The following is a 24495-nucleotide window of genomic DNA, read 5'->3' on the forward strand; positions in this document are numbered from 1 at the left end:
CTACCTCATTCTGACGCGGTGGTGAGCGCCCGCCGCGTCAGCACCCGTGCCAGGTGGCGCTTGTAATCCTGGGAGGCGTTGAGGTCGGCCGGCGGCTCCGTGCCCTCGGCGGCATGCGACGCCGCCGACGCGATCGACTCGGCCGTCAGCGGCTGCCCGCGCAGCGCCTGCTCGGCCGCGGTCGCCCGCAGCGGCACCGAGCCCATGTGCGTGAGCCCGATCCGGACGTCCTCGCACGTGCCGTCCGCCGCCTTCTTGACCAGTGCGGACACGGCCACCATCGCCCAGTCCTCCTGGCGGCGGTTGAACTTCTCGTAGCCGTACCCGTAGCCCTCGAGCCGCGGGAAGCGGACCTCGGTCAGGATCTCGCCCTCGCCCACCGCGGTGGTGAGGAAGTCCTCGAACAGGTCGTTCGCGGCCACCTCGCGCTCGCCGGACGACCCGCGGATCACCACGGAGCCCTCGAGCGCGAGCAGCACCGCGGGCATGTCGGAGGCGGGGTCCCCGTGTGCGAGCGTCCCGCCGATCGTGCCCATGTTGCGGACCTGCTGGTCGGCGATCGTGGCCGCGGCGGCCGAGGCCAGCCCGAAGTTGCCCGTCGCCACGCGGTGGTGCGTGACCATCGCGCCGAGCCGGATCTGCCCGTTGTCGGCGTTCACCGACTTGAGGTCCTGGAGCTGGCGCAGGTCCACCAGCAGCGACGGCTGCGACATCCGCAGCTTCATCAGCGGGATCAGCGAGTGCCCGCCGGCCAGGATCTTCGCGTCCTCGCCGCCTTGCGCGAGCGCCTGAAGCGCCTCGTCGAGCGACTGCGGCGCGACGTAGTCGAACTCAGCGGGGATCAACGCTTCGCCTCCTCGATGGCCTCCCAGACCCGCTGTGGGCCGAGGGGCATGTTGATGAACGTCACGCCGAGCGGGCGCAGGGCGTCGATGACGGCGTTCGTGATGCACGGCGAGGCGGCGATCGTGCCCGCCTCCCCGATGCCCTTGACGCCGAGCGAGTTGACCGGCGACGGGGTCTCCGTGCGGTCCAGGTCGAAGGACGGCACGTCTGCCGCGCTCGGGAGCGCGTAGTCGGCGAAGTTGCCGGTGACGAGCTGGCCGTCCTCGTCGTAGTGGATGCGCTCGAACAGCGCCTGGCCGATCGCGTGCACGATGCCGCCGTGGACCTGCCCGTCGATGATCTTCGGGTTGATCGCCGGGCCGCAGTCGTCGACCGCCGCGTACTTGATCACGTCCACGTTGCCGGTGTCCGGGTCCACCTCGACCACGCACCCGTGCGCGCCGAACGGGAACACGAAGTTCTCCGGGTCGTAGAACGCGAGCTCCTCGAGCCCCGGCTCCATGCCCTCCGGCAGGTTCTCCGGGATGTAGGCCGCGCCGGAGATCTCGCCGATCGTCATGCCCTTGTCCGGCGAGCCCTTGACCGCGAACTTGCCGTCGATCAGCTCGATGTCCTCGGGCGAGGCCTCGAGCTGGTGGGCGACGATCTGGCGCGCCTTTTCGACGATCTTGGCCGTCGCGCGCGCGACCGACTCGCCACCGACCGCGGTGGAGCGCGAGCCGTAGGTGCCCAGGCCCTGCGGCCCGGTGCCCGTGTCGCCGTGGATGACCTCCACGTTCTGCGGGTCGACCCCGAGCCGCTGGGCGACGATCTGCGCCATCGTCGTCTCCAGCCCCTGGCCGTGCGGCGAGGTGCCGGTGTAGACGGTGACCGCGCCGGTTATGTGCACGCGCACCATCGCCGACTCCCACAGGCCGGTCTGCAGGCCGAACCCGGACGGCCCCGTCACGCGCGACGGCGCCAGGCCGCAGATCTCCGTGTAGGTCGAGTACCCGACGCCGCGCAGCTTGCCCGCGGGCGCCTGCGCCTTGATCGCGTCCAGGTCGGCCATCTCGAGCAGCGTGTCCAGCGCCTTCGGGTAGTCGCCGGAGTCATAGACCACGCCGAGCGCCGTCTCGTGCGGGAACGACTCCGGCGTCATGAAGTTCTTGCGCCGCAGCTCGAGCCGGTCCATGCCCAGCTCGTCCGCGAGCTGGTCGATCATCATCTCGATCTGGTGCGTGGCCTCCGGCCGTCCCGCCCCGCGGATGGCGTCGGTCGGCATCTTGTTGGTGAAGACGCCGACGATGTCGGTCTGCACCGCCGGGATGTCGTAGACGCCGCTCATCACGAACGCGCCGAGCGACGGGATCGTCGGGGTGAGCAGCATCAGGTACGCGCCGAGGTCCTGCAGGATCTTGGTGTGGTAGGCGGTGATCTTGCCGTCGCGCGTCGCGCCGATCTTGGCGTAGGCGATCTGGTCGCGCCCGTGATGGGTGGCGAGCATGCCCTCGGTGCGCGACTCGACCCACTTGACCGGCCGCTCGAGCTTGCGCGATGCCCACGCGAGCGCGATCTCCTCACCGTAGATCTGCAGCTTGGAACCGAAGCCGCCGCCGACCTCGGGCGCGATCGCCCGCACCCGGTCCTCGGAGATGCCCAGTTGCAGCGCGAGGAAGAGCCGCAGGAAGTGCGGGACCTGCGTGCTCGACGTGAGCGTGAGCGAGCCCGCGCGGTAGTCCGCGAGCACGCCGCGCGGCTCGATCGCCGCGCCGGCCGTGCGGTGGTTGACGATCCGCCGCTCCACCACGACCTCGGCGGCGTTGAAGCCCGCCTCCAGGTCTCCTCCGCCGAGTGACCACTCGTGGCACTGGTTGGTGCCGAGGTCGGCGTGCACGAGGTCGCCGCCCTCGTAGGCCTTCTCCAGGTCGACGACGACCGGGAGCGGCTCGTACTCGACGCTCACCAGCTGCGCCGCGTCGACCACCGCATAGCGGTCCGAGCCGATCACCAGCGCGACCGGGTCGCCCACGTGGTGGACCTCGTCCTTGGCCAGCGCCCAGTGCGGCGGGTTCTTGACCTCGACCCCCGGCGGGACCCAGGCCATCGGCAGCGGCGCCTCGAGGTCGAGGTCATTGCCGACGTACACGGCGTGCACGCCGGGCTGGGCCGCTGCCTCCGCGGTGTCGATCGAGACGATCCTGGCGTGGGCCTCGGGGGAGCGCACGAACGACGCCCACAGCTGACCGGTGACGTTGATGTCGTCGATGTAGCGGGCGCGGCCCATGATCAGCCGCGGGTCCTCCTTGCGCTTGAGCGGCTTGCCCACCCAAGGCTCTGCGGCCGTGGCGCTCATGACGCCTCGCTGGCCGCGAGAACCGCCTTGACGATGTTGTGGTAGCCGGTACAGCGGCAGAGGTTGCCGGCGAGCGCCTCGCGGACCTCTTCCTCGTTCGGCTTCGGGTTGCGTTCGAGCAGGTCGGCCGAGGCCATGATCATGCCCGGCGTGCAGTAGCCGCACTGGAGCCCGTGGTGCTCCCAGAACGCCTCCTGCAGCGGATGCAGCGCGCCTTCCTGGCCCATTCCTTCGATCGTCGTGATCTCCGCGCCGTCCGCCTGGGCGGCCAGCAGCGTGCACGACTTGATCGCCTCGCCGTTCAGATGAACCGTGCACGCGCCGCAGTTGGACGTGTCGCAGCCGACATGCGTACCGGTCAGACCCAGCGTCTCACGCAGGAAGTGGACCAGGAGCAGGCGAGGTTCCACCTCGGCGCTCTGTTGAGCGCCGTTCACGGTCATCGTGACCCGCACCGAACCAGCCATGCGTCTCCTCCCAGTCGGAAAACTGGGCGGAGCGTATCGATTGCTACTTCGCGGCGCGACGGCGGTGGAAGGCGAATGTCAGCTGGGCGAGCAGCAGACGATCGCTGGGCCCGATGTCGACGAACGACAACGAGACGTCCTGGTTGGTGACGCGCACGGTCTCGGCCGTGGCGCGGATCTCGGCGTTGGCCTGGACGAGGCCGATCACGATCTCGTGCAGGTCGGCCTCGAGGTAGCTCGACTGCTTGGCGACGCGCAGGCCGCCGGCGCTGATGTCGCGCGTGAAGGTGGTGTTCGGCGGGTTCTCGGTGCCGGCCGGGCGCAGGTGCGCGGGCAGCACGAGGGGTGCCCGCGAGAACGTCCGGCGTTGGCCGAGACGGAAGGGATCGAGCAGCGTGGCGATCAGCTCACCATCGGCGTAGCCCGGCCTCACGCTCGCCTTGAGCGCCTGCAGGCTGCCGCCCGCCTCGATCAGCAGATAGGTCGTGAGACCTGGCGCGAGCGCGTCCTCGGGCAACGGCGCTTGCGGCGCGAGCATCACGTCGGCGCCGGTGAACCCGACCACGAGGCAGGGCACGGCGTCGTCACCCAGGTCAAGCTGGGCGGGCTGTCCTTCACTCAGCGCGCTCGCGAATCCGGTGGCCATGGGTCTCTAGTCCGGGTATCGGCCGGGGCCGACCTTCGGTTGAGGGTCATTTCATGACCAACTCGAACGCGCGTGCGTGCGGGGCGCAGAACCGGGCCGTGCGCCGGGCCTCCGCCTCGATCCCGTCGGTCGGGAAGTCCGTGTGGGCCGCGATCGTCATGGTCTCGTCGTCGACGCGCCAGCTCGCCACGACCCGGCCGCCGACCGTGAGCGTCTGGTCGCCCGAGAGCGTGAGCTTGAGCGGCAGCACCTCGGGCGGCAGGATCCGGTCGCGGTCCTTGTACGCGAGCAGCGGCTGGTCCCAGTTGCCGAGAAAGCGCGGCGGGAGCGGCGTGTCGCCGGGCAGGATCTCGGCGCCGGCCAGGTCGAGCAGCTCGCGGCCGGCCTCGTCGCGGTAGCGGACGGTCTCGAGCGCGTCGAAGTCGAAGTCACGCTGGGCCGCGCCCGCCCAGGCGGCCACGTCGCGCTTCTGCGCCGGCCCGAACGCGCCGAGATACCGGGTGAGGACGAGCTTCGCCGCGTCCTCGGGGGTCGGAAGCGGGCGCGGGTCCTTGACGAACAGCGTGTCGCGGCCGCGGTCGTCGTAGTGGCCGGCGGGCGGAAGCTGCACGAGCGGCACGAGCGTGCGGGCGCGCAGGATCGGCGTCCACAGGTCCGGCGCCTCGATCTTGGCGCGGATGTCCTGGTTGGTGCGCGGGGTGGTCAACCACGCCGCGAGCTCGGCCGCCTCGTCGTCGACGCCGGGGTCGGTCGCGCGCCACTTGCGCATCCGGGAGTGCCGCAGCAGTGCGGCGTAGGCCGGGAAGTCCTCGCCGCTGGCCAGGTGCAGCGTGAGCCGCATCAGCGTGGACTTGACGACGTGGCGTTCGGTGAGGGCCCGTTCCAGCGCCGCGCGCGTGAAGCCCTCCACCCGCGCGGCGAGCGCGACGAACGGCGCTCGCGCCTCCTGGCCCTGGAGCGGCGTGAGACGCGTGATGGCCGCGGCCGGCGTCGTGTTCCAGCGGGTGATCAGGCCCTGCCGGTGGGCGAGCGTGGCGGTCAGTTCGGCGCGTGTGAGGACCCGCATCGGGCGCAGCGTAAGGTGCAGCGCATGGCCCTCGCGTTCACGCTGCCCGACACGTTCGGCTCGATGGTTTCCCTGCACGAGGACGGCGCGCGAGTGGCCGTCGTGGTCTTCACCTGCAACCACTGTCCCTACGCGCTCGCGTGGCACGAGCGGCTGCAGGACGTCGCGCGCGACTACGCGGCGCAGGGCGTGCGGTTCCTCCAGATCAACGCCAACGACGCCGACAAGTACCCGCGCGACCGCGTGGACGCGATGCGCGCGCGGGTCGACGCGGCGAGTTCGCCGGGCCGTACCTGGTCGACGAGACGCAGGAGGTCGCGCGGGCGTGGGGCGCGCGGGTCACGCCGGACGTGTTCGTCACGGACGCCACGGGGGTCGTGTACCGGGGCGCGCCCGACGCGGACCACGGCGATCCGTCCCTGCGCGCTTCGTGGCTGCGCGAGGCGCTCGACGACGTGCTCGCGGGCCGGCCGGTCGCTCGCGCCGAAACCGAGCCGAAGGGCTGCTCGATCAAGTGGAAGTAGAGCTGCTGTGGTGGGCCGGGTGCCCGTCGCATCCGGCCGTTCGGAGCATGCTGGAGGGGCTCGGCGTGCGCGTCGTGGAGCGTGAGATCGTCAGCGAGCAGGACGCCGAGCGCGCGGGGTTCGTGGGCTCGCCGACGCTGCGCGTGGACGGAGAGGACCTGTTCCCGACCGACGAGCCGCCCGGCCTGACGTGCCGCATCTACCGCCTGGCCGACGGGCGCATCTCCCCCACGCCTGATCCCGACGCGCTGCGCACCGCGCTCGCGGAACGGCGCCACGGGAGGGCGTGACAACCGCACCGCGGGCCACCGGCAGCCTCGACCGCGGGCGCTTTCAGTGGCCCGTACGGTCACGGCATGACCGCGACCTTTGAACCCGCCCCGTCCTTCCCGCCCGCTCCGGCGCCCGCTCCCAAGCGCCGCTGGGGCCGCATCGCCCTGATCGTCGGCGGGGTGATGATCGCGACGCTGGCCGCGATCGTCGTCGCGCTCGTCCTGTTCGTGAACGCGTCGACCAAGGACGCGCAGAAGGTCTCCGACCAGCTCGTGACCGCCGTGCAGACCGGCGACGCCGCCAAGGCCTACGCCCTCGGCGGCGCGGACTTCCGCACGGTGGCGACCGAGGCCGACGTCAAGGCGATCGTCGAGCAGATCTCGCCGCTGGTGACGCGCGAGCCGGTCTCGCCGAACGGCAAGTCCATCAACGCGAGCACCGACCGCGGCAAGGTGGCCGTGTTCACCTACAAGCTCGACGGCAACGGCCGTGCGCCGGTCTACTTCCAGACGCAGATCCAGGAGACCGACGGCGCCTGGCGGGTCCTGAGCTTCCGCAGCGCGGACAACCCGTTCAGCACCGAGCTCGAGTAGCTCAGCCGACGAGCAGGGCCGGCCCGCAGGCCTCGAGGTCCTCGCGCAGCCGCGAGGCGCTGGTCTCGCTCCAGCGCTCCGTCGCGACGAGGTGCGCGCTGAGCGCGCGGATCGCCTCGAGCGCCTCGGCCGTCGCCGGTTCGTGCGCGTCCTCGGAGAAGAGCAGGACGTCGGCGGCCGCGCGCACGCGCTCCTGCTCCGCCGGCAGGAGCTTGCTCGGGCCAAGGTCCGCGAGCGTGCGCATCACGCGGCCGTACGCCTGAGAACGTTCCGATGTCATGCGACCATAATTGCTTACTTTCCGTACGTTGCCTGTGCGACGCCACACACAGCCCTCGGCCCGGCCGGGACATGGGGCCGGGCCGAGGGCGTCGCCAAGTGGTTCGTGCCGTTCGCCCCGGCCCGGCGGGGAGCGGACCGGGCCGGGGCGTCGTCAAATTCGGATGTCGCCCGCCCCGGCCCGGTGGGGGAACACCGGGCCGGGGCGCCGTCCTGGGGAGGGAAGCTCGCCCCGCCGGGCGCGCACGCCCGGCGGGTGGTCTGTCAGAGGCGATCGCGCCAGCCGACCGCGGCCGAGGCCACGTCGCCCAGCGCGTCCGTCAGGCCGCGACGGTCGCCGGCCGCACGGGCGCGATGCAGCGTCTTGAGCGCGTTGGCCATGACCGCGGGACCGGTCGGCCCCGAGTCACGCAGGTCCGCCAGCTCCGCACGCGTCAGCTGACGCGGCTCACCGCAGACGAGCGTGGCCAGCTCGCGCGCACGCCGCTCGGCCACGGCCGCACGGTCCTCGGCCGCCCGCGCGGCCGCCATGGCCGCCGCGACCGCGCCGCCGGACTCGGCCTGCGCCTGCGCCACGGCCGCCGCGATCCGCGCGTCGACCTCGGCCTCGGACAGGCCGCGCGCGACATCTGTCGCGTGAAGGGGACTGTCCCCTTCACGCGACGCCTGTCGCGTTTCCGCGCCGCCGGTCACCGCGGACGAGCCGCGAGCGTCGTCGCCGCGCGTCACCGCGCCGCCACCGTTGGCCGTCGAGCCGCGCGTCGCCGCGCCGCCGTTCGCCTCGTTCCGCCCACCTGCGTGGGCGTATGTCGTGGTGCCGGTGGTCACCGAGGTGGCGGCCTCGAGCAGGCGCTCGGCCGCGTCGGCACGGGCCTCGGCCTCGGCCGCACGGGCCTCGGCCGCCGTCGCCGCACGGCGGGCGTCACGGGACCCCCCGACGGCCCCCGCCCCCTGGGCGTAGGCCGCGCGGGCGCCAGCGCCCGCGTCGGCCACGGCCGAGTCGGCCTCGACCGAGACGAGCTCGTTCGCCTCACGTACGCGGTCACGGGCCAGACGCGCGCGGCGCTCGCGGTCGCCGGCCCGACGCGCCCGCGCACGGGCGTCGTCGAGCAGGTCCTCCGCGCGCGACGCACGGCGCTCGGCCGCCGACACGGCACGCTCCAGCTCGGCCACGCGGCGCTCCAGAGCCTGCTCGCGCTCGTCGGCCTCCACCAGGGCGTCGTTGACGCTCCGGGGGACGGCCTCAGGCGCGCGCTGCTCGACCGCTGGGCGAGCCGTACGAGCCGGCCGGCGACGCGGGCCGGAGCGGTGAGGCTCCAGGCCGGCGGCACGCACGGCGGCGTCGAACGACCCGTCGAACGGGCGCTTGGCGGCGTTGGTGGAGGGCCAGATCCCGTCGCGGTACCGCTCGGCACGCCACTCCTGGGCGCGCCAACGGGCCAGCGAAGGGTTCCAGTCGGCCGAGCACGGCGGTTCGCCGTAGAGCTCGTTCCACTCTTGGATCTTCTCGATGATGCTTTCGCGGGTCCAGCGCGTCACTCGACGCCCGCCCGCGGTCTTCGCGGACGGGTGCATGTCAGGACCCTTCCGCTAGGTGCCGCGCGGCGTATCGATGTGCAGCTGCGCCTCGACACGCATGCCGGCCGCGCTCGCCCACGTCGACGTACCCGAGTTCACGGGCCGCTTGAAAGCGTGGTTGTAGGCGGTGCAAGTACGCATCGGTACGAAGCAAAGTACAGGTCGGACCCGCATTCGTCCACCCCTTCGAACCCAAAAGGTTCGAACCCTGCGAAGCTGCGCCCATGTCCGCCGAAGCCCCCACCCAGGTGGCCCCCGGGGTCCACCGGCTCGGGAACGAGCTCATCAACTGCTACCTGCTCGAGGAGGGCAACGACCTGACGCTGGTGGACGGCGGTCTCCCCGGCTTCCGCCCCCAACTGGACGCCTACCTGCAGTCCCGCGGCCGCAGCATCAAGGACATCGTGGCCGTGATCCTCACCCACGCGCACGGGGACCACGTCGGCATGGTGGAGCACGTGCGTGCCGACTCGGGCGCCCCCGTCCACGCGCACCACAAGGAAGAGCACATGGCGCGAACGGGCAAGGTCCACCCGCGCGACGGCTCGATCCTCCCCTACCTGCGCTACCCCGCGCTCTACAAGCTGTTCTTCGTCGCCGGCCGGCTCGGCGTGGCGCGCACGCCGAACATCGAGGCCGTCACGACCTTCGACGACCACGCCGACCTGGACGTCCCGGGCCGCCCGCGCGCGGTCCCGACGCCCGGCCACTCCCCCGGCCACGTCGTCTTCCACCTGCCCGAGCAGGGCGTGCTCATCACCGGCGACGCCATCTGCAACTACAACCCGCTCACCGGCAGGCGCGGGCCGCAGCTGATGCCGCGCGCGTTCGCGTACGACACCAAGACGATGCTGCAGAGCCTCGACAACGTCGCGGGCATCGACGCGACGCTGACGCTGTTCGGTCACGGTGAGCCCTGGACGGACCCGCCCGCTGAGGCCGTCGCGCGAGCCCGCGAGCGAGGCATCACCTAGTCCGCCTATCCTGGACACCCGGCGCGAGGTCGCGCCCGCTGACCCGTGAGCACGGACACGCCCACCTCAGAGCACCCCCTCGCGGCCGTCGCCCCACCGACCGCCCCACCGAGCCGGCGCCGCCGGTCCCTGCTGCCGATCCTCGGCATCCTCGTCTCGGTCGTGGCCCTGGCCGGCGTCGTGTGGTGGGCGACCAAGCAGGAGGCGCCGACCTTCCCGAGCACCGCGGGCCAGATCAGCGCGCTGATCGGCGCGATCGGGCTCTACGCGCTCGCCACGGTGGTGCGCGCGGAGCGCTGGGAGCGGCTGCTCAAGGACGAAGGCGCGACACCCAAGCGCGTCGACATGTACATGCTGACCGTGATCGGCTACATGGGCAACAACGTGCTGCCCGCGCGCGCCGGGGACGCGATCCGCGTCTTCCTCGCCGCGCCGCGCGCGAACGCGTCCAAGCGCACCGTCGTCGGGACGCTCGTGGCCGAGCGGCTGCTGGACGTCGCCGTCCTGCTCGTGCTCTTCGTCGCCGTCGGCTACGGCCTGCTGGGCGAGGTCGGCGGCAACTCGGTCGAGCTGATCGCGGTGCTCGCGGTGGGCGGCGCGGTAGCGGCCGCGGTGGGCTGGCGGCTGATCAGCAACAACGAGAAGGTGCACGGCGCGCTCGCGCCGATCGCGTCGGCCACGCTCGGCCTGCGCAAGGCGCACCACGGCGCCCGCCTGCTGGTCATGACGCTGCTGATCTGGGCGATCGAGACCGGCGTGTGGATGGCCACCGGCGCCGCCGTCGGCTTCAACATGGGCGTCATCGAGGGCCTCTACATGGTCGCGCTTGCCAGCGTGTTCTCGATGATCCCGAGCGGGCCCGGTTACGCGGGCACCCAGGACGCCGCGGTCGCGACCGGCGTCAAGGCGCTCGGCGGCACCGGCGGCACCGCGGTCTCCTACATGCTCATGCTGCGCTTCGTGATCGTCGTCCCGATCACGATCCTGGGTCTGATCCTGTTGGTCGCCCGCTACGGCGGGATCAAGAACCTGCGCGCCGCGCGCGCCGAAGCCCGGAGCTAGAGAACGAACGTGACCGAGATCGCCGCCACCCCCGCAACCCCGGTGACGACGGAAAAGGCGCGACGGCGCAGCCCGGCGCAGTGGTTCGCGGACCAGGACAAGCGCGAGCTCGCCGTCTGGGGCGCGCTGCTCGCGCTCGGGCTCGTGGTCCGCTTCATCGCCCTCGGCGAGCGCGCGTTCCACCACGACGAGAGCCAAGACGCGTACTTCTCCTACCTGTTCCGGCAGACGGGCGACTACGAGTACAACCCGCTGCTGCACGGCCCGCTGCGCTTCTACCTGACGGCGCTGATGTACGTGACGTTCGGCGACAGCGACTTCACCGCCCGCCTCGCCCCGGCGCTGATGGGCGCGGCGATGATCCCGCTGTGCTGGGGCCTGCGCAGCGTCATCGGGCGCGTCGCCGCGTGCGCCGCGGCGGTGTTCTTCGCCTTCGGCCCGAGCTTTCTGTACTTCAGTCGCTTCGCGCGCGAGGACATCTACTTCGCGTCGCTCACGCTCGCGTTGATCGTCGTGATCTGGCGCGGGATCGACCGTCCGCGCAAGTACCACCCGGCGCTGATCGGCGTCCTGTTCGCGCTGCTGTTCGGGACCAAGGAGACGATGTTCATCTCCCTGTTCGCGATGGGCTTGTTCTTCATCGTCGCGTTGCTGCTGTCCATCTTCGTGCAGTCGTGGCGTGCCCAGCTGATCCCGGCGCTGGTCCGGCCCGGCGTGGACGGGTGGGGCTACTTCCTGGCCGCGTTCGCGGGCGTGTTCACGCTGCTGTTCACGACCTTCCTGACGCATCCGTCAGGGCTCTACGACGGCGTCGTCACCGGCCTGGACTACTGGCTCGGCCAGCACGAAGTCGGCCGCGGCGGCGAGCACCCGACGTTCTACTGGTGGATCATCGCCACGGTCGAGTGGCCGATCCTGATCCTGGCCGGGATCGGCGCCGTGTCGCTGTGGTCGCGCAACGGCATGCTGTCGGCGTTCCTGGTCTTCTACTTCGTCGTCAACCTGATCGTCTACGCCGTCGCGGGCGAGAAGTTCGCCTGGCTCGTGCTGCACCAGCTGCTGCCGCTGATCCTGCTGGCGGGCGTCGGCGTCCAGGCCATCTGGGAGGCGCGCGGCGTGCTGCGCGCCGCGGGGCTCGCGTTCGCGGCCCTGGCCGCCGTGTACCTGGCGCTGAGCTCATGGTGGGTCAACCACGACCGGGGCACCGACCCGCGCGAGTTCCTGGTCTCCACGCAGTCCTCCGAGCAGGTCAAGCAGGTCGCCGACCAGGTGCTCGCGCTCGCCGAGAGCCGTGGGCCGACGCAGCCGCCGCTGACGGTGACGGTGGACTCGGCCGAAGGCGCCACGTTCCCGTACGCCTGGTACTTCCGCCACCTGCAGTCGGGGTACATCGACTACCACCAGGAGAACGCCGCGCCGCCGACGAGCGACGTCCTGATCCTCACGGACACGAGCAAGGCGCGCATGGAGGCCGCGGGCCAACTGGCACCCTACGACGGTCGCCAGTTCGACTTCCGCATCTGGTGGGTGCGCGAGTACGACAAGATCAACACGCCCAACCCGACCAACTGGTTCAACTACGTCACCAAGCGTGAGGTCTGGAACCCCACGGGCGGGATGAAGGAGTGGCTCTACATCAAGCGGTGAGGCGCCAGACGGTGGTGCCTTCCGCGCTGAAGACGCGCTCGCCGAGCTGGTCCCACTTGGCCGTGCCGGCGTCGCCGTAGGTGGTCTGCTCGATCGGGCCGACGACGACGTAATCGATCCCGTACTTGTCGATCAGCGACTGTGCGGCCGTGGTGTCGGTGGTCGTGTAGAGCACCTGGATCTCGGCGCTGCGCTGGCCCGGGTCGTGCTGCCACTGCACCTCGTGCCCGGCCCAGCCCATCACGGTCGGACGGCCGGTGAAGGTCGAGATGCGCGCGTGCCCGAACGCGCTGTAGTCCTCGCCGAACGCCTCCAGGATCACGGCGTCGCCGTCCGTGTTGGCCCGGATCCACTCCATCGCCGCCGGGTCGCCGGGCGAGTTGGTCTTCAGCCACTTCAGGCCGTCGAGCGTCGGCGCGTTGGCGTAGCCGTTCGTGCGCGCGTAGCCGGCCGCGTAGGGGTACACGAGCCCCAGCACGAGCAGCACGGCCATGCCGGCCGCCCACGGCGGCCACAGCCAGCGCGGCAGCCACACGGCGGCCCACGGCAGCGCGGCGCCCGCGGCCAGGCCGAGCACGAGGTACGCCTGGTAGCCGGCCTTGAAGACCGTGTTCATGCGCTCGAGCGGGCTGTTGTCGAACGCGTCGCGCAGGAACAGCAGCTCCGGGATCAGCAGCAGCGCGGCGCCGCCCGCGACCAGCACCCACAGGAAGCGCGCGGGCGGTGAGACGTCGTCGTCGACGGCCGCCGCGACGCCGATGATCATCGCCACCGCGACGAGCGCCGCGCCGGTCATGTCGCTGGACGCCAGCAGCGAGCCGGCGACGACGGACGCCGCGAGCCCCCAGGCGGTCCAGCGGACGGCGTGCTGGGCGTCCAGCAGGCGGCGCAGGTACAGCGCCAGCAGCGGCCACAGCAGGATGCCGTAGATCAGCGCCATGTCGCCCAGCCAGTGCCCGAAGTCACGCCGCGTCCCGACGCGCCCGATTCCGCGCGACTCGGGCTCGAACTGGAGCACGAACGGCAGGATCAGCGCGAAGCTCGCGACCACGACGAGCACGAACCACACGAGCGCGTAGCCTGTCCGCCCCCGCGCCTCGGGCGAGCGCAGCCAGACGATCAGCGCAGCGGCGAGCAGGCCCGCCGCCACCGGATACGACCACGTGTTGATGGCGTACAGCGCCCCGATGGCGATCGCGGCGGCGAGGACTTCGGCCGCGGACCGCCACAGCGCATCTCCGCGCGGGCCGTGCAGGGCCACCTGGAGCGCGAACGCGATCGCCAGCACCGTGAACGGGAGCGCGATCACGTGCGCGTGCAGGTCGCCGAGGATGAACGAGAACGCCGGGAACTCGTTGATCGTGTCCGGGATCACGCGCGACGGGTCAAACCACGCGTAGTCGCTCGGCGGATCCTCGGCGTTCATCCACGCGCGGACGCCGGCGAGGTTGCCCAGGACGGCGACGAGCGCCGCCCCCACCAGTCCGGCCAGCACCGGCCCGCCGCGCGGCGCCATCTCCCCCAGGTGCTCACGCGCCGAGGCCCACAGCGTCCCACAGAACGCGTACACGGCGGTGGCCGTGAGCGCGAGCAGCAGGCCCCAGGACAGCAGGTAGCCCGCGTCCGGCCGCAGCCCGAGCAGCTGGAGCGGCCAGGCGAAGACGACGTGGCCGAAGTAGTAGTAGTTGAGCGTCTCCCCGCTCATCCACGGGTCGTGCGGCGGGAACGAGTCGGACGCGTTGATGGCCGTGATGAACGCCATGTCCATCGGCTTCTCGGTGTTCCAGACGTCCGGCGCCGACGCGGCGAACAGCACGCCGAGCGCGTACACCGCGACGAACACGAGCTCCGCGCCCCAGAACAGCCGCCGGCGCACCGGGTCCTCGGGGAGGGCGAGCCGGCGCAGGCGCCTGGAGCGCGACTCGGGGTCCAGCGAGCGCAGCCGCAGCCCGACCAGCAGGCCGGCGAGCGCGACCAGCACGATCACGCCGATGATCAGCCCTCTGCCGTAGGGCGCGATCCCGAGCGACGCGGCGAGCCAGATCAGCCACGTGACGAGCAGCAGGCCGAGGACCTTGCCGAACGCGAGGCCGGCGCCCGGCAGCCGGCCGAGCACGAGCGCGGCGAGCGGCGTGGCCGCCAGGCCCACCACCTCGATCAGCACGAAGAGCCCGACGGCGTCCAGCATCAGCGGCCGGGGATCGTAGGAGATCCGCGAAGCGATCTCCAAGCCGAGGTGAGCACGCACCGCGCAGCGGCCGCGCGCACGAACCGCCGTGTACGTTGGACGGCCATGGCGCTCTACGACGCAATCGCCGAACTGCCGCTGAAGATCGACGGCTACTCCCTGCAACGGCTGTCCCGCATGGTGTCCTCCGGCTTCGAGCGGGTCTCGACCGTGTTCGTCCTCGAGGGCGGCGGCGAGACCGGCAAGGGCGAGGACGTCACCTACGACGCCGAGGACCAGGAGGCGCAGATCGCGGCCGGCCCGGTGCTCGAGCTGGCCGGCGAGTGGACCTTCGACGCGTTCTCCGAGCACCTCGGCACGCTCGACCTGTTCGAAGGCCGCACGCTCGCGCAGGAGGCCTACCGCGGCTACCGCCGCTGGGGCCTGGAGTCCGCGGCGCTCGACCTCGCGCTGCGCCAGGCCGGCACGTCGCTGCACGCGCTGCTCGGCCGCGAGCCGCAGCCCGTCACGTTCGTCGTCTCCTCCCGGATGGGCGACCCGCCGACGCTCGACCCCGTCACGCGCCGGCTCGCCCGCTACCCGAGCATCCGCTTCAAGCTCGACGGCACGCCCGACTGGAGCGACGAGCTGATCGACGGACTCGTGAAGACCGGCGCCGTCGACTCGATCGACTTCAAGGGCGCCTACAAGGGCACCGTCGTGGACGTCGACACCGACCCGGCGTTCTATCGCCGGATCGCCGAGACGTTCCCGGACGCATGGCTGGAGGACCCGGACCTCGACGACGAGGAGGCGTTCAAGGCGCTGGCCCCGTTCCAGGACCGGATCACGTGGGACGCGCCGATCCACAGCGTCGACGACATCCTCGCCCGCAAGGTGATCCCGCGCACGGTCAACCTCAAGCCGTCGCGCTTCGGGTCGGTCAAGGCGCTGTTCGCCGCCTACGAGTTCTGCGAGCAGCGCGGTATGGGTGCCTACGGCGGCGGCCAGTACGAGCTCGGCGTCGGCCGCGGGCAGGTGCAGATGCTGGCCGCGATCTTCCACCCGAACGCGCCCAACGACATCGCCCCGGGCGGCTACGACGACCTCGATCCCGAGCCGGGGTTGCCCGAGTCACCGCTGGACGTCGATCCGGCTCCCGTCGGGTTCCGGCGGAACGTAGACTGATAGGCCCATGCCGCCGAAGCCCCGCCAAGTCCGCATCGAATCCAAGTCTGCGATGGCTGCCATGCAGCAGCTCGAGCAGCGCTCCGACGAAGAGTTGGAGAAGGAGACCCGCTTCAAGTCCGCCGCGCAGGCCATCCTCGGCACCCGCGCGGCCGAGCGGATGGACGCGCAGAAGGCCCGCGTGCACTTCCGCGCCGCGATCGCGGCCGCCCGGCCGCAGGAGCGCCTGCAGCTGCGGCGAATGGCGGAGGCCTCGCTGGCGCTGGCCGAGCGCCGCGCGGGCGACCTGAAGGTGGCGACGGAGAAGCTCGGCGGCACGCCGCCGACGAACCGCCAGCTGCTGATGCTGCGCGTGATGGGCGTCATCGCGCCGCCCAAGAGCGCCGGGCTGCCGCGCCGGATCGGCGGCATCCTGCTCGTGCTGCTGTTCGTCGCGCTCGTGATCACCGTCGGCATGCTGCTCGTCAGGCTGGTCGCGTGGCCGCTCGGCTGGGACCCGGGCAGCGCGGCGTGGTTCTACGGCTTCCTGCTCGTGCTCGTCGTGCTCGGCGTGCTGGCCGTGCTCGGCAGGCGCCGGCAGCGGACGGCGCGGGCCAAGATGGCCGAGCAACGCGCCTCCATGTACGGCGGCGGGAAGCGGTAGCTCACAAATCCGGCAGGGCGTCCGTTGGAACGGGTGTGCTGCCACCGTTCTGGTCCCTGGTTGAAGCCCACGGCGATGAGCTGCTCGTCCACGCTCGTCGCCTGAGCGGGGAAGCGGCCGAGGACGTCCTGCAGGACGCGCTGCTGCGCGCGCTGCGGGCGTACCCGAAGCTGCGCCACGCCGAGCACCTGCGCGCGTGGCTGTACCGCGTGACGACGACGACCGCGATCGACCATCACCGCCGCGCCAAGCGCGAGGTCGTGATGGACGAGCTGCCCGTCGTCGCCACCTACGACACCGACCACGACGACTTCGAGGGCCTGATCGCGCCCCTGAACGAGACGGCGCAGACCGCGTTGCGGCTGCGCTTCGTCGACGACCTCGACTACGACGGGATCGCGGCGCGGCTCGGCTGCAGCTCCGCCGCGGCGCGCCAGCGCGTCTCGACCGCCGTCCGCACCCTCCGGGAGAGCTACGCATGACCGGCCTGCCTGCTTCGCTGCTGGAGTCCGTCGCCGCCGCCGCGGTGCGCGAAGGGCTCGCCGACGCGCTGTTCACGCGCCTGAAGACCCCGATCGGACGGCTGCTCGTCGTCTCCGGGCCGCAGGGCGTCGTGCGGGTCGCGTTCGAGACCGAGGACGAGGACGCCGCGCTGGCCGAGGTCGCCGCGGCGCTGGGGCCGCGGGTGATCGGCTCCGACCGCGAGATGGCCGCGCCGCGGGACGCGCTCGCGGGCTACTTCGAGGGCGAGCCGCTGGACCTCCCGGTCGACCTGCGGCTCGCGCGCGCCCCGTTCCGGCACGCGGTGCTGGAGCGGCTGCGGGAGGTCCCGCGCGGCAAGACCGTGTCCTACGGCGAGCTCGCGGCGCGGGCCGGGAACCCGAAGGCGGCGCGGGCCGTGGGCACGGCGTGCGCGCGCAACCCCGTGCCGATCATCGTTCCCTGCCACCGCGTGCTGCCCGGCACCGGGCGGCTCGGGAGCTACCGCGGCGGGCCGGAGCGCAAGGCCGCGCTCCTGGACCTCGAGGGAATCAGGACTCGCTGACGGTCACGGAGTTGATCACGACGGCGGCCGCGGGCGCGCCGTCCGGGCCGGCCGGGATGCTGCCGATCTTCTCCGCGACCTCCATGCCCTTGGTCACCTCGCCCACGAGCGCGTACTCGGGCGGCAGCTGCTCGGCGCCCGCGCCGGTCACCACGAAGAACTGCGAGCCGGACGTGCCCGGCGCCTCGTCGGCCGTCTTGGCCATGGCGACGATGCCCTTCGTGTACTTGAGGTCGCTCGGCGGCTCCTCCACGACCGAGTAGCCCGAGCCGCCCGTCCCGGCGCCGAGCGGGTCCCCGCCCTGGATCACGAAGTCGGCGACGATCCGGTGGAACGTCAGGCCGTCGAAGAACTTCTCGTCGGCGAGGTACTTGAACGAGCCGCCGGTGATCGGGGCGCGCTCGGCGTCCAGCGTGATCTCGAAGTCGCCGCAGGTGGTAGACACGGTCGCCACGTACGTCTTGGCCTTGTCGAGCTCTTCCTTGGGCTCCTCGAGCGTCCCGTCCTCCTTGGGCGCGGGCTTCTCGACGTTCTCGCAGCCCTCCGGCAGGAACTCGTCCGCGCCGGCCGGCGTCTCCTCCGCCGTGGCCTCCGCCGTGGGCGTCGCGGTCGCAGCGGTTTCGTCGCCGCCGTCGTCACCACCGCACGAGGCGAGCACGAGGGCCAACAGGCAGGCGGTGAGGAGGGCGATCAGTCGGGACACGGCGGGCAAGGATAATGCGGCGCTTGTCCGTTTCCGCCGCGGTTCGTCCGTATGACCACATTCTCCTCGACCTCGACGGCTGCCTCTGGGTGGGCGACGAGGCCCTGCCCGGCGCCGTCGGCGCCGTCGCCGCCCTGCGTGAAGCGGGCAAATCGGTCCTCTTCCTCACCAACGACGTGCGCCACGCACCCGAGGGGTTCGTGCGCAAGCTCTGGCGTCTGGGCTTCCAGGCCTCGCTGCCGGAGATCCTGAGCGTCGGCGCGGCCGTCCAGTTCGCGCTGGCCGAGCGCGTGAGGGGCGGCACGGCGTACGTCGTGGGCTCGCAGGCCCTGGTCGACCACGTCGCCGAGGCCGGTCTGCGCGTCGTCAACAACACGCCGTTCGCGACCCGCGCGGACGTCGTCGTCGTCGGCGGCCACGACGAGTTCGTGTTCGAGGAGCTCAAGGTCGCCACCCAGGCCGTCCTGCGCGGCGCCGACCTGATCGGCGCGACCCGCGACGCCGTCTTCCCCATGCCCGACGGGCCGTGGCCGGGCACGGGCGCGATCCTGGCCGCGGTCGAGACGGCGACGGGCCGCACGGCGTCGACGGTGATCGGCAAGCCGGAGTCGACGATGTACGCCGCCGCGCGAGATCGGCTGGGCGAGGGTCGCATCCTCGGCGTCGGCGACCGGCTGGAGATCGACGTCCTCGGCGCCCGCCGCGCCGGCCTCGACCAGGCGCTCGTGCTCACCGGCGGCGCCTCCCGCGAAGCGGCCGAGGCCGCCGACCCCGCCCCGACCTTCGTCGCCGACTCGCTCGCCACCCTCGTCCTTTCCTAAAGAGGGACTGTCCCTCTTTATGTGCGCTCACACCGACATGAACCCCAGCTAAAGCAGCGCGGCGCCGGAGGCGGCGCCCGCCGGAGCGATCTCGTCGATGCGGGCCAGGACGTCGGCGGAGAGCGGCACGTCGGCGGCGGCCAGGTTCTCGTCGAGGTGGGACGGGGTGCGGGTGCTCGGGATCGGGACGATGTCCTCGCGCTGGTGCAGGATCCAGGCCAGCGCGAGCTGGGCGGGCGTGATGTCCAGCTCGTCGGCGATGCCGCGCAGTGGGGCGAAGCGGTCGGTGTTGGCGGCCAGGTTGTCGCGGCTGAAGCGCGGGTGGTTGGCGCGGAAGTCCTTGTCGGTGTCCTTGACCGCGCCCGCGAAGAAGCCGGCGCCCAGCGGCGACCACGGGACGAAGCCGATGCCGAGCTCGGCCAGCACGGGCAGCAGCTCGCGCTCGGGGTCGCGGGTCCACAGCGAGTACTCGGACTGGACGGCGTCGATCTTCGCCACCTGATGCGCCGCGAGCACCTGCTCGGTCGTGACGTTGCACAGGCCGAGTTGGCGGACCTTGCCCTCGGCGACGAGCTCGGCCATGGCGCCCACCGTCTCCTCCACCGGGACGCCCGGGTCCGGGAAGTGCAGGTACCAGAGGTCGACGTGGTCGGTGCCGAGCCGCCGCAGGCTCGCCTCCAGCGCCTCGCGAGCGCGCTCGGGACGCGCGTCGACGCGGATCTCCTGGGCGTGACAGTGCTGCAGGACGCGGCCGCCCTCGAACACGATCCCCCACTTGGTCGCGAGCTGGACCGCGTCGCGGCGGCCCGCGAGCGCTCGGGCGACGAGCTGCTCGTTGCCGCCCGCGGCATAGGCGTCGGCGGTGTCGATGAAGGTCGCGCTCGCCTCGATCGCGTGCGTGAGCGTGGCGACCGCCTGCTCGTCGTCAGAGTCACCGTACATGCCGGGCACGAGCGCCATGGCGCCGTACCCGATGGTCGAGGTCGCGAGCGTTCCGAGGGTGCGCATGCCGGTCATGCTCTCCGCGGGCAGTCGGTCGCTCCACACGAGTTGCCGCAGCGTGGTATCGGTTGCGCCGATGGCCGAGATCCGCCAGCTGCGCTACGTGCTCGCCGTCGCCGAGCACGGCAGCGTCTCGCGCGCCGCAACCGAGCTGCACCTGAGCCAGTCCGCGCTGTCGGAGACGCTGCGCAAGCTCGAGGTGGAGCTCGGCGTGCAGCTGTTCACGCGCGGCGGGCGCGGCGTGACACCCACGGCGGCGGGCGAGGCGCTCGTGAGCGCGGGCGCCGAGGCGGTGCGGGCGTTCGACGCGGCGCTCGACGCCGCGCGGGGGCAGACGGGCCGGCTGCGGGTCGGGTTCGAGGCCACCGGCGCCGGCCGGCTCTCGACCCAGGCCCGCGCGCGCTTCCTGGCCCGCTTCCCGCACGTGCGCGTGGAGCCGCGCCGCTACGACTGGGGCGGCGAGGTGGCGGCCCTGCGCGAGGGCGAGACCGACGTCGCGTTCGTGTGGCTGCCGGCGGATCTCACGGGCCTGAAGTCCGAGATCGTGGCCAGCGAGCCGCGCTTCGCCGGCCTCGCATGCGACCACCCGCTGGCGCGCCGCGCCGAGCTGGCGGTCGACGAGCTCAACGACGAGCCGATCATGTGGACGCGCCGCGCACCCCGCTACTGGGTCGACTGGTGGGCCGTGAACCCGCGCCCGAGCGGCGCGCAGCCGCGCTGGGGCCCCGAGAACGACAACGTCGAAGAGATGCTCGAGCAGGTCGCCGATGGCTCCGCCTACTGCATCGTCGGCGCCTCGATGACGACCTTCTACGCCCGCCCGGACCTCGCATGGGTGCCGATCGCCGACATCGACCCACTGCGCGTCGCGCTCGCCTGGCGCCAACGCGACGCCAACCCGCTCGTCGCGGCCTTCGCGGCGATCGTGCGCGAGCTGACCGTCTAGCCTCCCGGACCTCGTGATCGACGGCCCTGTCTGCCTGATCGTCAACCCCCACGCCGGCGGCGGCCGGGCGCTGCGCCTGCTGCCCGGCGTGGAGGCCGCGCTGCGCAGCCAGGGACGGCGGTTCCGGATGACCGAGACGACGTCCATGCAGCACGCGCGCGAGCTTGCGCGGGAGGCGTGCGACGCGGGCGAGATCATCGCGGCGATGGGCGGCGACGGCATCACCGGCGCCGTCGCCGGCGAGCTGCGCGACCGCCAGGGACTGCTCGCGGTCCTCCCCGGCGGCCGCGGCAACGACTTCGCACGCAAGCTGAAGATCCCGTTCGACCCCGTCGAGGCCGTCAAGCTGCTGGAGACCGGGCGGGAGCGCCACATCGACCTCGCGGTCGCCAACGGCACGGTCTACCTCGGGATCCTGAGCGCGGGGATCGACTCCGACGTGTCCCGGATCGCGCTGGAGACCCGGCTCAAGCTCGGCACGTTCGTCTACACCTATGGCGTGCTGCGCGCGATCGCCCGCTGGAAGCCCGCCGACTGGCGGGTGACGATCGACGGCACCGCGCACGACTACCCCGGCTACTCGGTGGCGGTCGCGAACTCCGGCGTCTTCGGCGGCGGGATGTTCCTCGCGCCCGACGCGTCCATGGAGGACGGCCAGCTGGACGTGGTGATGATCCGCCAGCAGTCCCGCCTGCGCTACCTGCGCGGCCTCCCGCGCGTGTTCAACGGCAGCCACCTCAAGGACCCGGCGATCACGCTGCTGCAGGGCAGCGAGATCACGTTCGAGGCCGACCGCCCGTTCACGGCCTACGCCGACGGCGACCCGATCGGCGACCTGCCGCTCACGGTCACGGTCCAGCCGGGCGCGCTGCGGGTGGTGACGCCCGCATGATCCGGCTGGCCGCAGGGGTGGCCGCCGCGAAGGCGGTCGGCACACTCGCGCGCACGGCCGGCCGCGGCGGCGGCACGAGCCTGCCCGGCAAGGTGCTCACGCGCGTCGAGCCGGACGCGATCCGGCACCTGTCGGCCCGCCTCACCCGCGGCAGCGTCGTGATCTCGGCCACCAACGGCAAGACGACGACCGCGGCGATGGTCGCCTCGATCCTCGAGCGCACAGGCGCGCACCTCGTCCACAACCGCGCCGGGGCGAACATGGCGGGCGGTATCGCCTCAACGCTGGCCGGCGCGGCGCGCAACGGCGGACGGCGGCTCACCGGCGACTTCGGCCTGTTCGAGGTGGACGAGTTCTGGCTCGGGCAGGTCGCCGAGCAGGTGGAGCCGCGCGCCATGCTGCTCGGCAACCTGTTCCGGGACCAGCTGGATCGCTACGGCGAGCTGGAGACGATCGCCGACCGCTGGGCGGCGATCGTCCGAAACCGCGCCGGGCTCGTGCTCAACGCCGACGACCCGCTGGTCGCCGACCTCGGCCGCAACGCACCGGAGCCTGTGTACTTCGGCGTCGACGACGACCGCCTCGCGCTGCCCGAGCTCCAGCACGCGAGCGACTCCAAGCACTGCCGCCGCTGCGGGCACGCGTACACCTACAGCGCCGTGTACCTCGCCCATCTCGGGCACTACAAGTGCCCGAACTGCGGCCAGGAGCGCCCCACGCCGACCGTCGTGGCCACCAACGTGCAGCTCAACGGCATCCGCAACGCGGCCTTCGACCTCGACGGCCGCCGCGTCGAGCTCCCGCTCCCGGGCCTCTACAACGTCTACAACGCGCTCGGCGCCGCCGCGCTGACACTCAAGCTCGGCGTCGGGCTCGACGACGTGATCGCGGGCCTGCAGGCCGTCGCGCCCGCGTTCGGCCGCGCCGAGACGCTCGACCTCGGCCGCCCGACGAGCCTGCTCCTCGTCAAGAACCCGGCGGGCGCGAACGAGGTGCTCAGAACCCTCGCGCTGGAGGGCACCGAGCTCGACCTGCTCGGCGTGCTCAACGACCGCGTCGCCGACGGCCGCGACGTCAGCTGGGTCTGGGACGCCGACTGGGAGCTGCTGGTCGGCAGCGTGCGCTCGTTCACGGCTTCGGGCACGCGCGCCGCCGAGCTCGCGCTGCGCATGAAGTACGCCGGCCTGGACCCCACGAAGATCACCGTGATCGACAACCTCGAGCACGGGCTCGACCACGCCCTGAGGTCCGGCGACGGCCCGCTGTACGTGATCCCCACCTACACGGCCCTGCTCGAGCTGCGCGAGCTGCTCACCCGCCGCGGCCAGGCGGAGGCCTACTGGCGATGACGATCTCCGAGCTCGCCGCCTGGCACGACGTTGAATGCGGCCGCTACGAGGCCGACCTCCCGCTGTGGAAGGAGCTCGCCAAGGAGTCCCAGCACGGCGTGCTCGACATCGGGGCGGGAACGGGCCGTGTCGCGCTGCGGCTGGCCTACGCGGGCGTCGACGTCACCGCGCTCGACCTCGAGCCCGAGCTGCTCGACGTGCTGACCGAGCGGGCGCACGAAGCCGGCGTGACCGTGCCCACGGTCGCCGCCGACGCCCGCTCGTTCACGTTCGAGCGCCAGTTCGACCTGATCCTCGTCCCCATGCAGACGCTCCAGCTGCTGCCCACGCGCTTCGGATTCTTCGACTCGGTCCGCCGCGCACTGCACCCCGGCGGCCGCCTGGCCGTGGCCATCGTCACCCAGCTGGAGACCTACGACGGCCAGCCGCCGCTGCCCGCGCCCGACATCGGCCACTTCGGCGAGTACACCTATATCTCGCAGCCCGTCTCGGTCCAGGTCGGCCCGCACAGCGCCACGATCGACCGCCTGCGCCAGCGCGTCGCGCCCGACGGCGAGCGCGAGACCACCGAGGACCGGATCGAGCTCGCGGTCGTCTCCCCCGGCACCCTGGCCGAGGAGGCCGCCCAGCACGGCCTGGAGGCGGACGAGCTGCGCCACATCGAGGAGACGCCCGAGCACGTCGCGTCCGAGGTGGTGCTCTTCCGTGGCTGACGTGCTGCGCGTGTGCGCGTTCTATCCCGACCTGATGAACATCTACGCCGACCGCGGCAATCTGCAGCTGCTGCAGCGGCGCGCGCAGTGGCGCGGCCTCGGCTTCGAGCTCAGCGGCGTCGGCCTCGGCGACGAGCTGGACCCCGACGCGCACGACCTGCTCTACATCGGCGGCGGCCAGGACCGCGACCAGGCGCTGTGCGCGGAGGACATGGCGACGAACAAGCGCGCGGCGCTGCACCACGCGGCCGAGGACGGCAAGGTGATCTTCGCCGTCTGCGGCGGCTACCAGCTGCTCGGCCACGCCTACGAGCTCGACGGCACCAAGCTCCCGGGCGTCGGCCTCGTCGACTTGGAGACGGTCCGCGAGGACGGGCCGCGCCTGATCGGCAACGTCGCGATCGAGCTCGAGCTCGACGGCACCCGGCACGTCCTCGCCGGCTTCGAGAACCACGGCGGTCGCACCCGGCTGGGAGCGCACACGCGCCCGCTCGGCCGCGTGCTCAAGGGCCACGGGAACGACGGCCGCTCCGGCTTCGAGGGCGTCCGCGGCGGGCCCCGGGACACCGTCGTCGGGACCTACCTGCACGGCCCGCTGCTGCCCAAGAACGCGTGGTTCGCGGACTGGTTGACCGCAACCGCCCTGCACCGGGCGGTAAGTGAGCTCAAACCACTCGACGACCGGCTCGAAGACGCCGCACACGCCGCCGCACGGCGTGCCGCCGGTATCTGACCC

Annotated in this window: 27 protein-coding genes and 1 pseudogene; 17 read left to right on the forward strand and 11 right to left on the reverse strand. The window is 72.2% G+C overall.

Features of this window, described 5'->3' with window-relative positions; all coding sequences use genetic code 11:
- Positions 1-5: 5 nt before the first annotated feature.
- From OJ962_RS10610 to OJ962_RS10630, 5 genes are read right to left on the reverse strand one after another with little or no spacing between them, the layout of a single operon-like run.
- The gene (locus OJ962_RS10610; RefSeq protein ID WP_202952854.1) at positions 6-845 is read right to left on the reverse strand and encodes an FAD binding domain-containing protein; all 840 of its coding nucleotides are present in this window, start codon (positions 843-845) and stop codon (positions 6-8) included.
- On the reverse strand, positions 842-3181 hold the full coding sequence (locus OJ962_RS10615; RefSeq protein ID WP_202952855.1) for a xanthine dehydrogenase family protein molybdopterin-binding subunit: 2340 nt from the start codon (positions 3179-3181) through the stop codon (positions 842-844). The genes OJ962_RS10610 and OJ962_RS10615 overlap by 4 nt, the downstream gene beginning before the upstream one ends.
- The gene (locus OJ962_RS10620; protein WP_202952856.1) at positions 3178-3648 is read right to left on the reverse strand and encodes a (2Fe-2S)-binding protein; all 471 of its coding nucleotides are present in this window, start codon (positions 3646-3648) and stop codon (positions 3178-3180) included. The genes OJ962_RS10615 and OJ962_RS10620 overlap by 4 nt, the downstream gene beginning before the upstream one ends.
- Before the next feature lie 43 nt (positions 3649-3691).
- On the reverse strand, positions 3692-4294 hold the full coding sequence (locus OJ962_RS10625) for a PilZ domain-containing protein (RefSeq protein ID WP_202952857.1): 603 nt from the start codon (positions 4292-4294) through the stop codon (positions 3692-3694).
- Between the two features lie 46 nt (positions 4295-4340).
- Positions 4341-5360, reverse strand: coding sequence for a DNA glycosylase AlkZ-like family protein (locus tag OJ962_RS10630; protein ID WP_202952858.1), 1020 nt, complete (start codon positions 5358-5360; stop codon positions 4341-4343).
- A 24-nt stretch (positions 5361-5384) separates the two neighbouring features.
- Between OJ962_RS10630 and OJ962_RS34380 the strand changes: the two are divergent.
- From OJ962_RS34380 to OJ962_RS10645, 4 genes and pseudogenes are all read left to right on the forward strand, one after another.
- Positions 5385-5576 (forward strand): annotated as a pseudogene (locus tag OJ962_RS34380) (redoxin domain-containing protein); the annotation flags it as partial.
- 134 nt (positions 5577-5710) lie between these two features.
- Positions 5711-5884, forward strand: a complete 174-nt coding sequence (locus OJ962_RS10635; RefSeq protein ID WP_270006323.1) for a thioredoxin domain-containing protein — start codon at positions 5711-5713, stop codon at positions 5882-5884.
- Positions 5885-5931: 47 nt separating this feature from the next.
- Positions 5932-6174 (forward strand): hypothetical protein, encoded by a 243-nt coding sequence (locus OJ962_RS10640; protein ID WP_270006324.1) that lies wholly within the window; start codon positions 5932-5934, stop codon positions 6172-6174.
- A 66-nt stretch (positions 6175-6240) separates the two neighbouring features.
- On the forward strand, positions 6241-6750 hold the full coding sequence (locus OJ962_RS10645; RefSeq protein ID WP_202952860.1) for a hypothetical protein: 510 nt from the start codon (positions 6241-6243) through the stop codon (positions 6748-6750).
- 1 nt (position 6751) lies between these two features.
- On the opposite strand, the gene OJ962_RS10650 is transcribed toward OJ962_RS10645, so the two are convergent.
- From OJ962_RS10650 to OJ962_RS10660, 3 genes are all read right to left on the reverse strand, one after another.
- Entirely contained in the window at positions 6752-6994 is a 243-nt protein-coding gene (locus tag OJ962_RS10650; RefSeq protein WP_270006325.1) for a hypothetical protein, read from the reverse strand.
- Between the two features lie 299 nt (positions 6995-7293).
- A complete protein-coding gene (locus OJ962_RS10655) occupies positions 7294-8604 on the reverse strand; it encodes a hypothetical protein (protein ID WP_270006326.1) in 1311 nt (436 codons plus the stop codon).
- 15 nt (positions 8605-8619) lie between these two features.
- Positions 8620-8748, reverse strand: a complete 129-nt coding sequence (locus tag OJ962_RS10660) for a hypothetical protein (protein WP_255525657.1) — start codon at positions 8746-8748, stop codon at positions 8620-8622.
- A gap of 83 nt (positions 8749-8831) precedes the next feature.
- Here OJ962_RS10660 and OJ962_RS10665 point away from each other — a divergent pair, with 83 nt between their 5' ends.
- Genes OJ962_RS10665 through OJ962_RS10675 form a run of 3 tightly spaced genes read left to right on the forward strand, consistent with a single transcriptional unit; the run spans position 8832 to position 12290 of the window.
- The gene (locus OJ962_RS10665) at positions 8832-9581 is read left to right on the forward strand and encodes an MBL fold metallo-hydrolase (RefSeq protein ID WP_202952863.1); all 750 of its coding nucleotides are present in this window, start codon (positions 8832-8834) and stop codon (positions 9579-9581) included.
- A gap of 45 nt (positions 9582-9626) precedes the next feature.
- Positions 9627-10643, forward strand: coding sequence for a lysylphosphatidylglycerol synthase transmembrane domain-containing protein (locus tag OJ962_RS10670; RefSeq protein WP_202952864.1), 1017 nt, complete (start codon positions 9627-9629; stop codon positions 10641-10643).
- Between the two features lie 9 nt (positions 10644-10652).
- The gene (locus tag OJ962_RS10675) at positions 10653-12290 is read left to right on the forward strand and encodes a flippase activity-associated protein Agl23 (protein WP_202952865.1); all 1638 of its coding nucleotides are present in this window, start codon (positions 10653-10655) and stop codon (positions 12288-12290) included.
- Here the strand turns inward: OJ962_RS10675 and OJ962_RS10680 are convergent.
- Positions 12280-14478 carry a DUF2298 domain-containing protein gene (locus OJ962_RS10680; protein WP_238931216.1) on the reverse strand — a complete coding sequence of 733 codons (2199 nt, stop codon included), beginning with the start codon at positions 14476-14478 and terminating at the stop codon, positions 12280-12282. The genes OJ962_RS10675 and OJ962_RS10680 overlap by 11 nt on opposite strands.
- 105 nt (positions 14479-14583) lie before the next feature.
- Here OJ962_RS10680 and OJ962_RS10685 point away from each other — a divergent pair, with 105 nt between their 5' ends.
- The 4 genes from OJ962_RS10685 to OJ962_RS10700 all read left to right on the forward strand — a co-directional run bounded on the left by OJ962_RS10685 (position 14584) and on the right by OJ962_RS10700 (position 17333).
- Positions 14584-15645: an enolase-like domain-containing protein gene (locus OJ962_RS10685; protein WP_270006327.1), complete on the forward strand. Its 1062-nt coding sequence runs from the start codon at positions 14584-14586 to the stop codon at positions 15643-15645.
- A 61-nt stretch (positions 15646-15706) separates the two neighbouring features.
- Positions 15707-16288 carry a hypothetical protein gene (locus OJ962_RS10690; protein ID WP_270006328.1) on the forward strand — a complete coding sequence of 194 codons (582 nt, stop codon included), beginning with the start codon at positions 15707-15709 and terminating at the stop codon, positions 16286-16288.
- Positions 16289-16323: 35 nt separating this feature from the next.
- Positions 16324-16770 (forward strand): RNA polymerase sigma factor, encoded by a 447-nt coding sequence (locus OJ962_RS10695; RefSeq protein WP_202952869.1) that lies wholly within the window; start codon positions 16324-16326, stop codon positions 16768-16770.
- Positions 16767-17333: a methylated-DNA--[protein]-cysteine S-methyltransferase gene (locus OJ962_RS10700; RefSeq protein WP_202952870.1), complete on the forward strand. Its 567-nt coding sequence runs from the start codon at positions 16767-16769 to the stop codon at positions 17331-17333. Before OJ962_RS10695 ends, OJ962_RS10700 begins: the two co-directional genes overlap by 4 nt.
- Here OJ962_RS10700 and OJ962_RS10705 read toward each other — a convergent pair.
- The gene (locus OJ962_RS10705) at positions 17320-18036 is read right to left on the reverse strand and encodes a peptidylprolyl isomerase (protein ID WP_202952871.1); all 717 of its coding nucleotides are present in this window, start codon (positions 18034-18036) and stop codon (positions 17320-17322) included. The two genes, OJ962_RS10700 and OJ962_RS10705, sit on opposite strands and share 14 nt — an antisense overlap.
- A gap of 23 nt (positions 18037-18059) precedes the next feature.
- Here OJ962_RS10705 and OJ962_RS10710 point away from each other — a divergent pair, with 23 nt between their 5' ends.
- Positions 18060-18857, forward strand: a complete 798-nt coding sequence (locus OJ962_RS10710) for an HAD-IIA family hydrolase (protein ID WP_202952872.1) — start codon at positions 18060-18062, stop codon at positions 18855-18857.
- A gap of 48 nt (positions 18858-18905) precedes the next feature.
- On the opposite strand, the gene OJ962_RS10715 is transcribed toward OJ962_RS10710, so the two are convergent.
- Positions 18906-19865, reverse strand: coding sequence for an aldo/keto reductase (locus OJ962_RS10715; RefSeq protein WP_238930974.1), 960 nt, complete (start codon positions 19863-19865; stop codon positions 18906-18908).
- 70 nt (positions 19866-19935) lie between these two features.
- Between OJ962_RS10715 and OJ962_RS10720 the strand changes: the two genes are divergently transcribed.
- Genes OJ962_RS10720 through OJ962_RS10740 form a run of 5 tightly spaced genes read left to right on the forward strand, consistent with a single transcriptional unit; the run spans position 19936 to position 24492 of the window.
- Positions 19936-20805 carry a LysR family transcriptional regulator gene (locus tag OJ962_RS10720; RefSeq protein ID WP_202952873.1) on the forward strand — a complete coding sequence of 290 codons (870 nt, stop codon included), beginning with the start codon at positions 19936-19938 and terminating at the stop codon, positions 20803-20805.
- Between the two features lie 13 nt (positions 20806-20818).
- Positions 20819-21697 carry a diacylglycerol/lipid kinase family protein gene (locus tag OJ962_RS10725; protein WP_270006329.1) on the forward strand — a complete coding sequence of 293 codons (879 nt, stop codon included), beginning with the start codon at positions 20819-20821 and terminating at the stop codon, positions 21695-21697.
- Positions 21694-23046, forward strand: coding sequence for a MurT ligase domain-containing protein (locus OJ962_RS10730; RefSeq protein WP_202952874.1), 1353 nt, complete (start codon positions 21694-21696; stop codon positions 23044-23046). Before OJ962_RS10725 ends, OJ962_RS10730 begins: the two co-directional genes overlap by 4 nt.
- Positions 23043-23759, forward strand: a complete 717-nt coding sequence (locus tag OJ962_RS10735) for a class I SAM-dependent methyltransferase (RefSeq protein WP_202952875.1) — start codon at positions 23043-23045, stop codon at positions 23757-23759. Before OJ962_RS10730 ends, OJ962_RS10735 begins: the two co-directional genes overlap by 4 nt.
- The gene (locus OJ962_RS10740; protein WP_202952876.1) at positions 23752-24492 is read left to right on the forward strand and encodes a type 1 glutamine amidotransferase; all 741 of its coding nucleotides are present in this window, start codon (positions 23752-23754) and stop codon (positions 24490-24492) included. The genes OJ962_RS10735 and OJ962_RS10740 overlap by 8 nt, the downstream gene beginning before the upstream one ends.
- The last annotated feature ends 3 nt before the right edge of the window (positions 24493-24495 follow it).

This window comes from Solirubrobacter deserti (genome assembly GCF_027587175.1).
Classification (GTDB): domain Bacteria; phylum Actinomycetota; class Thermoleophilia; order Solirubrobacterales; family Solirubrobacteraceae; genus Solirubrobacter; species Solirubrobacter deserti.

What these genes read in the sequence shown, in the direction of transcription:
- OJ962_RS10660 (WP_255525657.1), bottom strand. Translation starts at nt 8,748, where the DNA reads ATGCGTACTTGCACCGCCTACAACCACGCTTTCAAGCGGCCCGTGAAC.
- OJ962_RS10730 (WP_202952874.1), top strand. Translation starts at nt 21,694, where the DNA reads ATGATCCGGCTGGCCGCAGGGGTGGCCGCCGCGAAGGCGGTCGGCACA.
- OJ962_RS10655 (WP_270006326.1), bottom strand. Translation starts at nt 8,604, where the DNA reads ATGCACCCGTCCGCGAAGACCGCGGGCGGGCGTCGAGTGACGCGCTGG.
- OJ962_RS10700 (WP_202952870.1), top strand. Translation starts at nt 16,767, where the DNA reads ATGACCGGCCTGCCTGCTTCGCTGCTGGAGTCCGTCGCCGCCGCCGCG.
- OJ962_RS10645 (WP_202952860.1), top strand. Translation starts at nt 6,241, where the DNA reads ATGACCGCGACCTTTGAACCCGCCCCGTCCTTCCCGCCCGCTCCGGCG.
- OJ962_RS10620 (WP_202952856.1), bottom strand. Translation starts at nt 3,648, where the DNA reads ATGGCTGGTTCGGTGCGGGTCACGATGACCGTGAACGGCGCTCAACAG.
- OJ962_RS10650 (WP_270006325.1), bottom strand. Translation starts at nt 6,994, where the DNA reads ATGCGCACGCTCGCGGACCTTGGCCCGAGCAAGCTCCTGCCGGCGGAG.
- OJ962_RS10665 (WP_202952863.1), top strand. Translation starts at nt 8,832, where the DNA reads ATGTCCGCCGAAGCCCCCACCCAGGTGGCCCCCGGGGTCCACCGGCTC.
- OJ962_RS10625 (WP_202952857.1), bottom strand. Translation starts at nt 4,294, where the DNA reads ATGGCCACCGGATTCGCGAGCGCGCTGAGTGAAGGACAGCCCGCCCAG.
- OJ962_RS10680 (WP_238931216.1), bottom strand. Translation starts at nt 14,478, where the DNA reads ATGCTGGACGCCGTCGGGCTCTTCGTGCTGATCGAGGTGGTGGGCCTG.
- OJ962_RS10640 (WP_270006324.1), top strand. Translation starts at nt 5,932, where the DNA reads ATGCTGGAGGGGCTCGGCGTGCGCGTCGTGGAGCGTGAGATCGTCAGC.
- OJ962_RS10630 (WP_202952858.1), bottom strand. Translation starts at nt 5,360, where the DNA reads ATGCGGGTCCTCACACGCGCCGAACTGACCGCCACGCTCGCCCACCGG.
- OJ962_RS10720 (WP_202952873.1), top strand. Translation starts at nt 19,936, where the DNA reads ATGGCCGAGATCCGCCAGCTGCGCTACGTGCTCGCCGTCGCCGAGCAC.
- OJ962_RS10735 (WP_202952875.1), top strand. Translation starts at nt 23,043, where the DNA reads ATGACGATCTCCGAGCTCGCCGCCTGGCACGACGTTGAATGCGGCCGC.
- OJ962_RS10685 (WP_270006327.1), top strand. Translation starts at nt 14,584, where the DNA reads ATGGCGCTCTACGACGCAATCGCCGAACTGCCGCTGAAGATCGACGGC.
- OJ962_RS10690 (WP_270006328.1), top strand. Translation starts at nt 15,707, where the DNA reads ATGCAGCAGCTCGAGCAGCGCTCCGACGAAGAGTTGGAGAAGGAGACC.
- OJ962_RS10715 (WP_238930974.1), bottom strand. Translation starts at nt 19,865, where the DNA reads ATGCGCACCCTCGGAACGCTCGCGACCTCGACCATCGGGTACGGCGCC.
- OJ962_RS10615 (WP_202952855.1), bottom strand. Translation starts at nt 3,181, where the DNA reads ATGAGCGCCACGGCCGCAGAGCCTTGGGTGGGCAAGCCGCTCAAGCGC.